The sequence below is a fragment of the [Mycobacterium] manitobense genome (assembly GCF_025821665.1).
In the GTDB taxonomy this organism is placed as follows: domain Bacteria; phylum Actinomycetota; class Actinomycetes; order Mycobacteriales; family Mycobacteriaceae; genus Mycobacterium; species Mycobacterium arseniciresistens.
Window position 1 is genome coordinate 92,270 of the sequence record NZ_JACKSJ010000037.1, and the last position, 14,204, is coordinate 106,473.

Annotated in this window: 11 protein-coding genes and 1 pseudogene; 9 read left to right on the forward strand and 3 right to left on the reverse strand. The window is 72.2% G+C overall.

The features are described 5' to 3' along the window. The first annotated feature begins 4 nt into the window (after nucleotides 1–4). Complete coding sequence (locus tag H7I41_RS05080) at nucleotides 5–1,171, forward strand: amidohydrolase family protein (protein WP_264011480.1); 1,167 nt, start codon at nucleotides 5–7, stop codon at nucleotides 1,169–1,171. A 1-nt stretch (nucleotide 1,172) separates the two neighbouring features. Here the strand turns inward: H7I41_RS05080 and H7I41_RS05085 are convergent, their stop codons facing one another. Both H7I41_RS05085 and H7I41_RS05090 read right to left on the reverse strand, forming a co-directional pair. Continuing rightward, the gene (locus tag H7I41_RS05085) at nucleotides 1,173–2,354 is read right to left on the reverse strand and encodes a glycoside hydrolase family 3 N-terminal domain-containing protein (RefSeq protein WP_264011481.1); all 1,182 of its coding nucleotides are present in this window, start codon (nucleotides 2,352–2,354) and stop codon (nucleotides 1,173–1,175) included. 11 nt (nucleotides 2,355–2,365) lie between these two features. Further along, nucleotides 2,366–2,671 (reverse strand): hypothetical protein, encoded by a 306-nt coding sequence (locus H7I41_RS05090; RefSeq protein WP_264011482.1) that lies wholly within the window; start codon nucleotides 2,669–2,671, stop codon nucleotides 2,366–2,368. 42 nt (nucleotides 2,672–2,713) lie between these two features. Here H7I41_RS05090 and H7I41_RS05095 point away from each other — a divergent pair, with 42 nt between their 5' ends. From H7I41_RS05095 to bla, 6 genes are read left to right on the forward strand one after another with little or no spacing between them, the layout of a single operon-like run. Continuing rightward, entirely contained in the window at nucleotides 2,714–3,196 is a 483-nt protein-coding gene (locus H7I41_RS05095; RefSeq protein ID WP_264011483.1) for a universal stress protein, read from the forward strand. 23 nt (nucleotides 3,197–3,219) lie between these two features. Further along, a complete protein-coding gene (locus H7I41_RS05100) occupies nucleotides 3,220–3,393 on the forward strand; it encodes a DUF2613 domain-containing protein (protein WP_264011484.1) in 174 nt (57 codons plus the stop codon). Nucleotides 3,394–3,448: 55 nt separating this feature from the next. Beyond that, a complete protein-coding gene (locus tag H7I41_RS05105) occupies nucleotides 3,449–7,660 on the forward strand; it encodes a DUF3367 domain-containing protein (protein ID WP_264011493.1) in 4,212 nt (1,403 codons plus the stop codon). Nucleotides 7,661–7,671: 11 nt separating this feature from the next. After that, the gene (locus H7I41_RS05110; RefSeq protein WP_264011485.1) at nucleotides 7,672–8,649 is read left to right on the forward strand and encodes a phosphotriesterase family protein; all 978 of its coding nucleotides are present in this window, start codon (nucleotides 7,672–7,674) and stop codon (nucleotides 8,647–8,649) included. Beyond that, nucleotides 8,649–10,124, forward strand: coding sequence for an AMP-binding protein (locus H7I41_RS05115; RefSeq protein ID WP_264011486.1), 1,476 nt, complete (start codon nucleotides 8,649–8,651; stop codon nucleotides 10,122–10,124). Before H7I41_RS05110 ends, H7I41_RS05115 begins: the two co-directional genes overlap by 1 nt. Before the next feature lie 43 nt (nucleotides 10,125–10,167). Then, a complete protein-coding gene (bla, locus tag H7I41_RS05120; RefSeq protein ID WP_264011487.1) occupies nucleotides 10,168–11,064 on the forward strand; it encodes a class A beta-lactamase in 897 nt (298 codons plus the stop codon). A 4-nt stretch (nucleotides 11,065–11,068) separates the two neighbouring features. Here bla and H7I41_RS05125 read toward each other — a convergent pair. Next, nucleotides 11,069–12,272 (reverse strand): annotated as a pseudogene (locus tag H7I41_RS05125) (acyltransferase family protein); the annotation flags it as partial. 151 nt (nucleotides 12,273–12,423) lie between these two features. Between H7I41_RS05125 and pgfA the strand changes: the two are divergent. Continuing rightward, nucleotides 12,424–13,620 carry a cell envelope lipid trafficking protein PgfA gene (pgfA, locus tag H7I41_RS05130; protein WP_264011488.1) on the forward strand — a complete coding sequence of 399 codons (1,197 nt, stop codon included), beginning with the start codon at nucleotides 12,424–12,426 and terminating at the stop codon, nucleotides 13,618–13,620. Nucleotides 13,621–13,634: 14 nt separating this feature from the next. Then, the coding region (locus H7I41_RS05135; RefSeq protein WP_505011358.1) for an MmpA family trehalose lipid delivery protein at nucleotides 13,635–14,204 on the forward strand (570 nt) is incomplete at its 3' end.

Below are 14,204 nucleotides of genomic sequence, written 5' to 3' on the forward strand. Positions count from 1 at the left end.
CAGCATGGCGCTGCCCGACGTGTTCCGCGGTGTCGAGGCCGACGTGCCGCGGGCGCTGGCCGACCGGCTACGAGAGATCGAACTCATCGACCACCACGTGCACGGCGCATTCGCGGTGCCCGTCGACCGGCCGGACTTCGAGGCGTCGCTCAACGAGGGCTCCCCCGACCCGGTGCCGGAGTTCATGACGCAATTCGACTCACCACCCGGCCTCGCGGTGCGCCGATGGTGCGCGCCGCTGCTCGGCCTGGCGCCGCTGGCGGGCGCCGACGAGTACTGGGAGCGACGCAGCGCGTTCAGCGCCGAGGAACTCGCCACCCTGATGCTGCCCGCCGCGAGGGTGGCGCGGTGGATCGTCGACCCCGGCTTCAAGGGCGACCGGATCACCACACCGGGCGGGCTCGCCGCCCTCAGCGGCAGGCCGGCGTCGCAGGTGGTGCGGTTGGAGACGCTCGCCGAGGACCTGCTGGCCGGCGGGGCCACACCCGAACAGTTCCCCGACGCGCTGCGGGCGGGCCTGGCGACGGCCGCGGAGACGGACGGCGTCGTCGGCGCCAAGACGATCGCGGCCTACCGCACAGGGTTCGACATCGACTGGACCCGGCCGACCGATGCCGACGTCGTGGCCGCCGCCGGTGAACTGGGCGCCCGACCGGCGCCGCTGCGGCTCGACAGCCCGGTGCTGACGGCGTTCGTGGTGCACGAGGCGGCCGCACACGGCCTGCCGCTGCAGGTACACGTCGGATTCGGCGACCGCGACCTCGACCTGCACCGCACCGACCCGCTGCTGATGCTGCCGCTGCTGCGCACGATGGCGCCGGTGCCCGTGCTGCTGCTGCACTGCTACCCGTTCCACCGCCAGGCCGGCTACCTCGCCCAGGCCTTCGACCACGTCCACTTCGACGTCGGCCTCGGCATCAACTTCCTCGGCGTGCGCTCGACGGCGCTGGTGGCCGAGGCGCTGGAGACCGCGCCGTTCGCCAAACAGCTGTACTCCTCGGACGCCTTCGGCCCGCCCGAATTGCACGTGCTGGGCTCGGTGCTGTGGCGCCGCGCGATGGGCCGGGTGCTCGGTGACTGGGTGCGCTCCGGCGACTGCAGTGTGGACGACGCGGTGCGCATCGTCGACATGATCGGCGTCGAGAACGCCACGCGCGTCTACGGTCTCTAGCTCAGCAGCGCGGGTTGGGGCCCTTCGCCGCGGCCATCCGCAGCACCGACGCGTCGACCGCCGCGGGGGTCAGCTCGCCCGCAGCCAGCGCCTTCTCCAGCCGGTCGAGCACCGCGGGGACCTCGCCGGTGCTCACCCACAGTGCGGTGTCGGCGCCGGCCTGCAGGCTGCGCAGCACCGCCTCGGCCACCCCGAACCGGTCGGTGATCGCCTGCATCGACGAGAGGTCGTCGGTGAACACGGGGCCGCCGAACGGCGGGCCGCCGTACTCGCCCGAACGCAGCAGCGCGTAGGCCGCCGGGCTGAGGCTGGCGGGGTCGCTCCCGGTCAGCCCGGGGACCTGCATGTGGCCGACCATCACGGCGACCGGCGCCTGGGTGGTCAGCGTCCGGTACGGCACCAGGTCGTTGGCCTGCAGGTCGGCCAGCGGCGGAGTGGTGACGCTGCCGGTGTGCGAGTCACCCGAACCGTGCCCGTGGCCGGGGAAGTGCTTGAGCACCGGCAGCACGCCCGCGTCGCGCAGCCCGCGGGCGTAGGCGCCTGCGTAGTCGGTGACGGTGATCGGGTCGGCGCCGAACGAGCGGTCGCCGATCACGGTGTTGTCGGCGTCCTCGGTGACATCGACGACCGGCGCGAAGTCGATGGTGATGCCCAGCCCGCGCATCTTGCGGCCGCGGTCGAGGGCGATGCCGTACACCTGCTCGGGCGACTGGCTGGCCGCCAGCTCGCGCGGCGACGGCTGGCTGCCGATCAGCCCGGCGAGCCGCGAGACCCGGCCGCCCTCCTCGTCGACGCTGACCGCCAGCGGCAGCGGGCCCGCCGCGCCCGAGATGTCGCGCAGCTGATCGCCCATGATCGACAGGTCGGTCCAGCTGCCGATCATGATCCCGCCCACGTGGTGGGCATCCACCACCGCCCGGGCGTCGGCGGCGCCGGTCACCCCGACCATCAGCAGCTGAGCAAGCTTGTCGCGGGTCGACATGCCCGCCAGCACGTCGCCACAGGCCGGTGCCGCGGGCGCCGCGGGCAGCGGGCCCTTGAGCGGCACGTTCGGTGCCGCCTGCGGGACGACGCTGTTGACGGGGCTCGGCTGCGGCGTCGAGACGGGCTGCTCGCCGGCCGGCGCACATGCCAGCAGCAGCCCGGCCATCGCCGCCAGCGCGCTCACGCGGGACAAGACCATAGGGCTCGACACTAGTAGCACGTGAACGCGTAATCGATCCCGTGGTCGTCGAGCCACGTCCGTTCGCCGCCGGCCATGATGGCGTCGACCCGGCTGCACACCAGGTCGACGACGTCGGCGTGCGGACCGGCGTGCAGTGCCCGCCGCAGGTCGGGGAACCTTTCGGGCGCGACGGTGATCCAGTATTCGTAAGTACGGCCGGGCTCGCCGAGGTACGCGAGATCGTGCCCGCTGAACACCAGCGCTCCCGCCGCGTCGAGGCCCACCCAGACCGTGCAGCGGCCGCCGCGCCAGAAGACCCGTTCCCCGTCCGTCACCTCCCATATTCTTGCGGTGTCCACGATCGGGAGTGAGGTGCCATGACCGCCGAAGCGCAGGATTCGGCCGCGCGCGTCATGGTGATCGCCTTCGACGGGACACTCAACGCCCGCCGCGCGGTGCGCTACGCCGGCCGGTTCCTCTCGGCCGAACGGGCCGTGGTGCTGACGGTGTGGTCGCCGGTGCTGCGCGGGCCCGGCCCGGTGTCGGTGGACCTCGACGGCCCGCCCGACCCCGACAATCCGGACGACGTCGACATCGCGTGGGCCGACGCGCAGCGCACCAACGACGACGGGGTGGAACTCGCGACGGCGGTCGGCCTGCCCGCCGAACCGATGTGCCTGGCGATGGCGGGCACCGTGTGGAACACGATCATCGACGCCGCGGACTCCCTGGACGCCGACCTGATCGTCACCGGCACCCGCGGCACCACCGGGGTGCGGTCCCTGCTGCAGTCCAGCGTCGCCGACCGCGTGCTGCGGCACGGCCACCGGCCGGTGCTCATCGTGCCGCCGGGGCGCTGACCTGCCCGTGCTACGTTGGCGGCATGGACAGGTTCATCGTGCCTTCCGCGGCCAGTATCGTCGTCGGCCTGCTGTTGGGTGCGGCGGCCGTGTTCGGCGTGACACTGATGGTGCAGCAGGACAACAGGCCTCCGCTGCAGGCGGGCGATCCGGCGTCATCGGTGCTCAACCGGGTCGAGTACGGCGACAGAAGCTAGCCCCCGGGTGGCCCGGGAGGATGGGCCGCCCACACCACCCGAGCGGTTCGAGCCGTTGTCACGGCGCTGGTTGTGGGTGGCCGCCGCGGCGGCGCTGATCCTGACGTTCGCCCAGTCGCCCGGCCAGATATCGCCGGACACCAAGCTCGATCTCACCGCGAACCCGCTGCGCTTCCTTGCCCGCGCGGCCAACCTGTGGAACAGCGACCTGCCGTTCGGCCAGGCGCAGAACCAGGCATACGGCTACCTCTTCCCGCACGGCGCGTTCTTCCTCGCGGGCGACGTCGTCGGCCTGCCCGGCTGGGGCACCCAGCGGCTGTGGTGGGCGCTGCTGCTCGTAATCGGCTTCTGGGGCGTGCTGCGGGTCGCCGAGGCGCTGGGCATCGGCACGCCGACGTCGCGCATCGTCGGCGCCGTCGCGTTCGTGCTGTCACCGCGCGCGCTGACCACGCTCGGCGCACTGTCGTCGGAGACGCTGCCGATGATGCTGGCGCCGTGGGTGCTGCTCCCGGTGATCCTGGCGTTGCGCGGGTCCGGGCCGGTCCGGCTGCTCGCGGCGCGTTCGGCGGTGGCCGTGGCGCTGATGGGCGCGGTCAACGCGGTCGCGACGCTGACCGGGTGCCTTGCCGCGCTCATCTGGTGGGCGTGTCACCGGCCGAACCGGCGATGGTGGCGGTTCACCGCGTGGTGGTTCGGCTGTGCGGCCCTCGCGGTTGCGTGGTGGGTGGTGCCGCTGCTGCTGCTCGGCCGCATCAGCCCGCCCTTCCTCGACTTCATCGAGTCGTCGGGCGTCACCACGCAGTGGATGTCGCTCACCGAGATGCTGCGCGGCACCGGCAGCTGGACGCCGTTCGTTGCGCCCGGCGCCACCGCGGGCAGCTCCCTGGTGACCGGGTCGGTCGCGGTGCTGGCGACGACGCTGGTGGCCGCGGCGGGTCTCGCCGGCCTGGCGATGCGGTCGATGCCCGCGCGCGGTCGGCTGATCACGGTGCTGCTCACCGGGGTGGCGCTGCTGGCCGCCGGTTACTCCGGCGGCTTGGGATCCCCTGTGGCACAGGCCGTCCAGGCATTCCTCGACGCCGACGGGACACCGCTGCGCAACCTGCAGAAGCTCGACCCGCTACTGCGGGTGCCACTGGCGCTCGGGCTGATCCACCTGCTTGGCCGCATCCCGCTGCCGGGCAGTGCGCCACGGCCGGTGGTGCGCGAGGCCTTCAGCCATCCCGAGCGCGACAGGCGGGTGGCGGTGGGCATCGTCGTGCTGGTGGCGCTGGCGGCGGGGACGTCGCTGGCGTGGACGGGCCGGCTGGCGCCGCCGGGCGCGTTCGACGGGATCCCGCCGTACTGGCAGCAGACCGCCGACTGGCTCGACGAACACAACACCGGCACCCCCACCGCAGGGCGGGTGCTGGTGGCCCCCGGCGCCCCGTTCGCCACCCAGGTGTGGGGCAGCAGCCACGACGAGCCGTTGCAGGTGCTCGGGAACAGTCCGTGGGGTGTGCGTGACTCGATCCCGCTGACACCGCCGCAGACCATCCGCGCGCTGGACTCCGTGCAACGGCTGTTCGCCGCCGGGCGACCATCCGCGGGGCTGGCGGATACCCTTGCCCGACAAGGCATTTCCTTTGTCGTTATCCGCAACGACCTGGATCCGGAGACGTCGCGCTCGGCCCGGCCGGTGCTGGTGCACCGCGCAGTAGACGGCTCCCCCGGCCTGACCAGGGTGGCGCAGTTCGGCGACCCCGTCGGCCCGGGCACCCTCGACGGCTTCGTCACCGACAGCGGTCTGCGCCCGCCCTATCCGGCGGTCGAGATCTACCGGGTGGACGCCGGAGCGGGCGCACCGAACCCCGCGGCGCCGTACCTCGTCGACACCGACGCGATGGCGCGGGTTGACGGTGCACCCGAGGCGCTGCTGCGGCTCGACGAACGCCGCCGCCTGCTCGGCCGGCCGCCGCTGGGGCCGATGCTGCTGACCGCCGACGCCGAGCGCGCGGGGCTGCCCGCCCCGCTGGTCACCGTCACCGACACGCCCGTCGCGCGCGAGATCGACTACGGCAGGGTCGACGACCACGCCTCGACGATCCGCGCACCGGGCGACACCCGGCACACGTTCAACCGCGTCCCCGACTACCCCGTCGACGGCGCAGACCCGGTGTACGCCCGGTGGACCGGCGGGCGGATCACCGTGTCGAGTTCGGCGGCCGACTCGACCGCGCTACCCAACGTCGCACCGGCCACCGGACCCGCATCGGCCGTCGACTCCGACACCTCGACCAGCTGGGTGTCGAATGCGCTGCAGGCCGCCATCGGGCAGTGGCTGCAGATCGACTTCGACCGCCCCGTCACCAACGCGACGCTGACCATCACCCCCAGCGCCACCGCCGTCGGCGCCCAGGTGCGACGGCTCGAGGTGTCCACGATCAACGGCACCAGCTCGGTGCGCTTCGAGGAGGCCGGCGAGCCGCTGACGGTCGCGCTGCCCTACGGCGAGACGCCGTGGGTGCGGATCACCGCGGCCGCCACCGGCGACGGGTCGGCGGGTGTGCAGTTCGGCCTCACCGACCTGTCGGTCACCCAGTACGACGCGAACGGCTTCGCGACGCCGATCACGGTGCGCCACACCGTCGACGTGCCGGGCCCACCGGCCGGATCGGCGGTCGCGCAGTGGGATCTGGGCTCCGAGCTGCTGGGCCGGCCGGGCTGTGTCGACTCCCCGGACGGGGTGCGGTGCGCGGCGACGATGGCGCTCGCGCCCGAGGAGTCGGTGAACCTCAGCCGCACGCTGACGGTCCCGCAGGCCGTCGCGGTGACCCCGACGGTGTGGCTGCGCGCCCGGCAGGGCCCGAAGCTGGCCGATCTGGTCGCTGCGCCGGGCGCCGCAAGGACCACCGGCGACGCCGACCTCATCGACGTGCAGGGATCGGCGTTCGCCGCGACCGACGGCGATCCCCGGACGGCGTGGATCGCTCCGCAACGCGTGGTGCAGCAACGCAACCCGCCCACCATCACCGTGCGCCTGCCGTCAACGACCGACGTTGCGGCGCTGCGCATCACGCCGAGTGCGGTGGAACCGCCGGCGCGACCCACGATGGTCGCGGTCAACCTCGGTGACGGACCACAGGTGCGCCGCTTGTCCGGTGAGGACGAGACCCAGACCATCGACCTGCACCCGCACCGCACCGACACGGTGACCGTGTCACTGCTGGACTGGAACGACGTGATCGACCGCACCGCACTGGGATTCGATCAGCTCAAGCCGCCGGGCATCGCCGAGGTCGAGGTGCTCGACCGCCGCGGAATGCCGATCGGCACGCCCGACGCCTCCGCTGACAGGTCGCGCACGATCACCCTGCCCTGCGGCCGAGGACCGATCATCGGCGTGGCCGGGGAGTTCGTGCCGACGTCCGTCCGCACCACCGTCGGGGCGCTGCTCGACGGCGAGCCGATCGCCGCGCGGCCGTGCCGCACCGACCCCATCGCGCTGCCCGCGGGCCAGCAGGAGCTGGTGATCAGCCCCGGCCCGACGTTCGTGGTGGACGGCGTGCAGTTGGCCGGCCCGCGTGCCGACGAGATACGGCCTGCAGCAACAACTCCCGTCCAGACCGGGAAATGGAGCGCCGACCGGCGAGAGGTCGACGTGCCCGACGCGGCGACCTCGCGGGTGCTCGTGGTGCCGGAGAGCGTCAACCCCGGCTGGCACGCCCGCACCGCCTCCGGGGAGGAACTGGAGCCGGTGACCGTCAACGGCTGGCAGCAGGGCTGGGTGGTGCCCGCAGGCACTTCCGGAACGGTGACGCTGGCCTTCGCGTCCAACGCGCTGTACCGCACCGGCCTGATCGCCGGGCTGTGCCTGCTGCCGGTGCTGGCGCTGCTGGCCTGGTTGCCCGCGCGACGCCGCCCCCGCCAAGACGACCCGGCAGTGCCGTGGCGGCCCGGCCCGTGGTGGGCTGGCGCGGCCGCGGTCGGCGTCGGTGGTGTCGTCTCCGGTGTGGCCGGCGCGCTGGTCGTCGGGGCCGCGCTGGCGGTGCGGTACGTGCTGCGGAACCGCGCGCGAATGCTCGACAGGATCACGGTCGGCACCGTCGCCACCGGCCTGATCGCGGCGGGCGCCGTGTTGAGCCAGACCCCCTGGCGCTCGGTCGACGGGTACGCCGGGCATTCGGTGGGTGTGCAGTTGCTGGCGCTGATCTCGGTGGCGACGCTGGCCGCGTCGGCGGTGCCGGATCGCCGCGAACCGGACCCGCCCGGCGCCGCACAGCCCTAGCATCGACGGTGATGCCGCAGCTCAACACCGCACGCGGAGCGCTCGATACCGCCGACCTCGGCGTCACGCTGATGCACGAGCACGTGTTCATCATGACCACCGAGATCGCGGTGAACTACCCCGAGGCGTGGGGCGACGAGCGCACCCGCATCGCCCGGGCGATCGACCGCCTCGACGAGCTCAAGTCGCGCGGGGTGGACACCATCGTCGACCTCACCGTCGTAGGCCTCGGCCGGTATGTGCCGCGGATCGCCACCATCGCCGCGGCCACCGAGCTCAACATCGTGGTCGCCACCGGCCTGTACACCTACAACGACGTGCCGTTCCGGTTCCACTTCCAGGGCCCGGGCACCGCGCTGGGCGGACCCGAGGTGATGACCGAGATGTTCGTCCGCGACATCACCCACGGCATCGCCGACACCGGCATCAAGGCCGCGATCCTCAAGTGCGCGACCGACGAACCCGGACTCACCCCCGGCGTGGAGCGGGTGCTGCGCGCCGTGGCGCAGGCGCACCGCCAGACCGGGGTCCCGATCTCCACCCACACCCACGCCGCCACCCGCCGCGGGCTCGAACAGCAGCGTGTCTTCGCCGAGGAGGGCGTCGACCTGTCACGCGTCGTCATCGGCCACTGCGGCGACACCACCGACCTGGCCTACCTCGAGGAGCTCATGGCCGCTGGGGCGTATCTCGGGATGGACCGCTTCGGCGTCGACGCCTACCTGTCGTTCGAGGACCGCGTCGCCACCGTCGCCACGCTGTGCGCGCGCGGCCACGCCGGGCAACTGGTGCTTTCGCACGACGCCTCCTGCTACTTCGACGCGCTGCCCGAGGCGACGCTGCCGGTGGCGATGCCCAACTGGCACTATCTCCACATCCACAACGACGTGCTGCCCGCGCTGCGCCGGCAGGGTGTGACCGAGGAGCAGATCACCACGATGCTGGTCGACAATCCGCGCCGGATCTTCGAGCGCCGGGGCGGGTACTGATGGCGCCGGTGGACCCGATCGGCACGCAGGTTTCGCAGCTGGCCGCGCAGGATCCCGGCGCACCCGCGGTCACCTGCGCCGGGCGCACCCTGACCAGGGCGGAGCTGGACGCGTCGACCAACCGGCTCGCCCGCGCTTACGCCGAACTCGGTGTGCGACAGGGCGATTACGTGACGGTCGTGGTACCGAACTCGATCGGCTGGGTGCAGGCCGTGCTGGCCGCATGGAAGCTCGGCGCGGTGCCGCAGCCGCTGTCGGCCCGGCTACCCGACGCCGAACTGGCCGCGCTGCTCGCGCTGCGGCCGCCTGCGCTGCTGGTCGGCCGGGCCGATCCCAACGGCGTCGCACCCAGCGTCCCGGCCGACTTCGAGCCCGACTCGACGGTGTCGGCGGACCCACTGCCGGAAGCGGTTTCGCCGGTGTGGAAGTCGATGGCCTCGGGCGGCAGCACCGGCAGGCCCAAACTCATCGAGGCAGGTAACGACAGCCGGGTGCCCGCGCTGATCGGTGTGCCGCTGGGCGCCGAACAGGGTGACGTCAACCTGATCTCGGTGCCGATGAGCCACAACACCGGGTTCACGACCTTCGCGATCGGCCTGCTGATGGGCCACCACATGGTGGTGATGCCGCGGTTCGACCCGCACGAGTTCCTGCGCCTGGTCACCGAGTACCGGGTCACGTTCCTGACCACGGTGCCGACGATCATGCAGCGGCTGCTGCCGGTGTACCGGGCCGCCGTGGAAGCCGACCCGGCCGCCTACGACCTGACGTCGATCCGGCGGTTCTGGCATCTCGCCTCGCCGTGCCCGCCGACGGTCAAGCGGGCGTGGATCGACCTGCTCGGCCCCGAAGTGGTATGGGAACTGTACGGCGGCACCGAATTACAGGCGCTGACGTTCATCTCCGGCGACCAGTGGCTGAGCCATCCGGGATCGGTGGGCACGGTGGTCGCCGGCGAGATGACGGTGCTCGACGACGACGGGAACACCTGCCCGCCGGGAGTGACGGGCGAGATCTACATGCGGCGCGCGCCCGGGAGCGCACCCACCTACCGCTACGTCGGCAGCACCGCGAAGAGCCGCGACGGCTGGGAATCGCTCGGCGACCTGGGCTACTTCGACGACGACGGCTTCCTCTACCTCAACGACCGGCGGGTCGACATGTTCACCGTCGGTGGCCGCAACGTCTATCCCGCCGAGGTCGAGTCGGCGTTGTCGGCGCATCCAGACGTGTTGTCCTGCCTCGTGGTCGGGATCCCTGACGACGACCTGGGTCAGGTGCCGCACGCGCTGGTGCAGCCCGCACCGGAGTCGGCGCTCGACGAGGCGGCGGTGACGGCGTTCGTCGCGGAGCGCCTCGCCGGATACAAGGTGCCCCGCACCGTCGAGTTCACCGACCAGCCGCTGCGCGACGACGCAGGCAAGGCCCGTCGGTCGGCGGTGCGCGACGCCGTCATCGCGAGGGCGGCGCGCTGACCCGGCGACCCGGCCGCGGCGCCGCCATGGTTCGGTACACACCATGAGCCCACAACTGAACCGGCGCCACGCCATCGGAATTGCCCTCGCGCTGACGGCCGGCGCCGCCGTCCGGCCCGGCCTCGCCGCGGCCATGCCCCCGATCGCCGATCCCGAAGTCCAGGGCCTCGAGGAGCGGTTCAACGCCGAGATCGGGCTCTACGCCATCGATCTGGTGTCGTCGGCCACGCTGATGAACCGGCCGGACCAGCGCTCGGCGATGTGCTCGACGTTCAAGGCCTATGCCGCCGGACGGCTGCTCCAACTCGCCGACCAGGGCGCACTGCGGCTCGAGGCCACACCGGTGCAGGTCGCCGCGGCCGACATCGTCGCCAACTCGCCTATCACCGAGAAGCGCGTCGGTACCACGATGACACTGGCCGAGCTGTGCGCCGCCGCGCTGATCAACAGCGACAACACCGCGGGCAATCTGCTGCTGCGCGCGATCGGCGGCCCGCAGGCGATCACGGCCTTCGCCCGCTCGATCGGTGACGATCAGACCCGACTCGACCGCTGGGAACTCGACCTCAACGACGCCGACCCCGGGGACCCCCGTGACACCACCACCCCCCGCGCGCTGAACGGCGGCTACCGCGCACTGCTCACCGGTGGCGTGCTCACTCCGCCGTCGCGGCAGCGGCTGCTGGACTGGATGCTGGCCAACGTGACCTCCGGCACCCGGTTCCGGGCCGCCCTGCCCGCGGGGTGGACCAGCGCCGACAAGACCGGCGCCGGCGACTACGGCACCACCAACGACTCCGGCCTGCTGCTCGGCCCGGCCGGCCAGCGGCTGCTGGTGACGGTACTGACCCGCTCGCGCGACGGCCGGGAGAAGGTACCGCCGCTCAACGACGCCGTCGCCGAGACCGTGCGCGTCACGCTGCGCAGGCTGGGGCACTGACGCGTCAGTGCGAGATCGGTTCCGCGGCCCCGGTGACGGCACTGTCGAGCGGCGGCACCGGCCTTCCGTCGACCCTGGGCCGCCGGTACTCCCAGCGCCGCAGCGCCACCCGGCACGGCGATTCGACCAGCGCATAGCTGACGGCGGCGATCGCGAATCCGAAGACGAGTGTGAGCGCCAGCACCACCGGCATGTGTCCGGTGAAGGCGAACTCCCCGATCACCGGGAACACCATCGCCAGGGCGGCGAGGTGCCAGACGAACAGCCCGTAGGACCACCGGCCCAGCGTCACCATCACGGCGCTGCCGAGCAGGCGGTGCGGGGTGTCCGGCCGGTCGAGCACCAGCGGCGCCAGCAGCGCGGCGGCCAGCACCGCGCCCATCGCCGTCTTCACCATGAACTGGTCGGTGGTGCCCGGGGTCAGCCCCTCGGGGCCCGCGACCGGCGACGCCGCGACGAGGTAGGCCGCCACCGCGACGACGGCCATCAGGATCCGCCTGCGTGCCAGCCGGTGCGGCCAGGACACCGGGGACACCGTCAGCTCCGCGAGCAGCATCCCGGCGGCGAACCAGGAGAAGAACGCCGGCGGCCAGTTCAGCGAGTTGACGCCGAGGGGGGTGCTGATCGGGATCAGCGCCCAGCCCAGGCTGGCGAGCGCCGCCGCCACGATCACCGGGATGCGTGCCCGCACCGGCACCCGCCGCGCCAGCAGCGCGAGCAGCGGCAGCACCAGGTAGAAGCTCACCTCCACCGACAGGCTCCACATCTGGGTCAGCCCGGCGGTCAGGGTCAGCGGCACGTAGATCTGCGTCAGCGTCAGGTTGGCCAGCCACACCGTGAGGTCGGCCCTGGCGTCGGGCAGCAGGGTGAGGATGACGACGACCGCGACCAGGTAGCCCGGCATGATGCGGACGACCCGCGACCGCAGGTAGTGGCCGGTCGGCGGGACCGGGCGCAGGCCCCTTGCGGCCGCGGCGTGCCCGCGCCACAGCAGGAACCCCGACAGCGCGAAGAACACCGCCACCGCGAGGTCGAAGCGGCCGAGCAGACGGCCGTCCGCACCGCCGGTGTGCCCGGTCTGGAACGCCACGTGGGTGACGACGACGCCGATGGCCGCGCAGGCGCGCATGCCTTCGACGGCAGGCAGGAAGTCGCGCTGCCCTCCCGATCCGGTCGCGGTGGCCACGGCGACCAGTGTGCCGGGCCGGCGAACGGGTAGTACCTCCACACCCCCCCCGAGCGGCCCGCGGGCCGCAACCTCGTAGTAAGTACCCGCCTTATTGTCTGCTGTTAGGGTCAGACGGGTTTTGCCGCGACCTCAGGCCATCCGGCCGGAGTCCAAGCCGAAGGAGGCACGGTTTGAACCGCGCAGTGGCGCTGCGTATTGCGGCTTGCGGACTCATGGGGCTCGGAGCTGCCCTTCTGATCGCCGCCCTGTTGCTGTCGACCTACACCAAGAGCAAGGTGGCGAAGGTCCCGTTGGACATCGACGCCACTCTGGTCAGCGACGGGTCGGGCACCGCCTTCGATCCGGCATCGCTGCTCGGTGAACGTTTCGTGGTCGACCGCGACGTGCCGTTGAGCCTGCAGCAGCAGGTCAGCGTCGAGGCCCCGTCCAACGCAGACGTGGTGACCCTTCAGGTCGGCTCGACGCTGCGGCGCACCGATCAACAGCAGGACAACGGACTGCTGCTGGCGATGGTGGACACCGTGACCCTCGACCGGTCCTCGGCGATGGCCGTCTCCAGCGAGAGCAATCCGGGTGGTGCGGTGCAGAAGCCCCGTGGCATCGACGACGACCAGCCGCCGACCAGCATCGCGCTGCCGCACGAGGGGCTGACCTACCGCTTCCCGTTCGACACCGAGAAGAAGACCTACCCGCTGTTCGATCCGATCGCGCAGAAGGCCTACGACGCCAACTACGACGGCGAAGAGGACGTCAACGGGCTCACCACCTACAAGTTCACCCAGAACGTCGGCTACGACGACGAGGGCAAGCTGGTCGAGCCGGTGAAGTACTCGTCGCTCTACGAGGACGACGCCGACAGCCAGGTCACCGCGCGGGCCGCTCTGTGGGGCGTTCCCGGCGACCCCGAAGAGCCGATCACGATGAGCCGCTACTACGCGGCGCAGCGCACGCTGTGGGTGGATCCGGTGTCGGGCTCCATCGTCAAGAACGAGGAGCACAGCTACCACTACTACGCGCGGCAGGCCCTCGAGCCCGAGGTCACCTTCGTCGACTACAAGGTGGCGTCCACCGAGGAGACCGTCGAGACGCAGGTCGCCGCGGCACGAAGCGAGCGCGACCGGGTGTCGCTGTGGGGCCGCATCCTGCCGATCACGTTCACTGCGGTGGGGCTTCTCGCCCTGGTCGGCGGCGCACTGCTCGGTTCGTTCAGCATCCGCGCCGAGTCGGCGCTGATCGACCCCGGACTCGACGAGGCCGATCACGGCTTCTTCGACACCATGGGCATCCAGGTGCCCGGCGCCGAGGCCAAGACCGAGAAACTCCCGGCGCAACGGCCGACCGACCTGCCGCCCGACAGACCGGTCTGATCGGGGCGCTCGTGCTGCCGGCGTACGCGCTGGCACTCGCGCTGGTGGTGACCGGGCCGCTGCTGGCGCCGGGATACCTGCTGCTGCGCGACGCGGTCTCCACTCCACGGTCGCACCTCACCGACGCCGCCCTCGGACTGTCCGACGCCGCACCCCGGGCGCTGCCCCAGGACTTCGCGGTGGCGCTCGGCTCCCATGTCGTCGACGGCGGCGTCGTGGTCAAGGCGCTGCTGGTGGCCGGCCTGTGGCTGGCGGGCTGGGGTGCGGCGCGGTTAACGGCGGCGGTGCTGCCCGATGCCGGGCGCGCCGGCCAGGCCGTGGCGACCACGCTGACGATCTGGAACCCGTACGTCGCCGAACGCCTGCTGCAGGGTCACTGGAGCCTGCTGGTCGGATACGGCTGCCTGCCGTGGGTCGCGGCGGCGGTGCTGCGCCGGCGCGAGGGTGCGGGCTGGTGGTGGCCGCTGGCGTTCTGGCTGGCGCTGGCGGGCCTGACACCGACCGGTCTGATGCTGGCCGCGACGGTCGCGCTGGCGGCGGCGTGTGCGCCGGGCGTGCGGTCCTGGCGGGTGCCCGCGGTGACG

Excerpts from the sequence above, each read along its gene's own strand:
- bla (WP_264011487.1), top strand. The coding sequence starts at position 10,168 with ATGAGCCCACAACTGAACCGGCGCCACGCCATCGGAATTGCCCTCGCG.
- H7I41_RS05115 (WP_264011486.1), top strand. The coding sequence starts at position 8,649 with ATGGCGCCGGTGGACCCGATCGGCACGCAGGTTTCGCAGCTGGCCGCG.
- H7I41_RS05110 (WP_264011485.1), top strand. The coding sequence starts at position 7,672 with ATGCCGCAGCTCAACACCGCACGCGGAGCGCTCGATACCGCCGACCTC.
- H7I41_RS05095 (WP_264011483.1), top strand. The coding sequence starts at position 2,714 with ATGACCGCCGAAGCGCAGGATTCGGCCGCGCGCGTCATGGTGATCGCC.
- H7I41_RS05080 (WP_264011480.1), top strand. The coding sequence starts at position 5 with ATGGCGCTGCCCGACGTGTTCCGCGGTGTCGAGGCCGACGTGCCGCGG.
- H7I41_RS05100 (WP_264011484.1), top strand. The coding sequence starts at position 3,220 with ATGGACAGGTTCATCGTGCCTTCCGCGGCCAGTATCGTCGTCGGCCTG.
- H7I41_RS05085 (WP_264011481.1), bottom strand. The coding sequence starts at position 2,354 with ATGGTCTTGTCCCGCGTGAGCGCGCTGGCGGCGATGGCCGGGCTGCTG.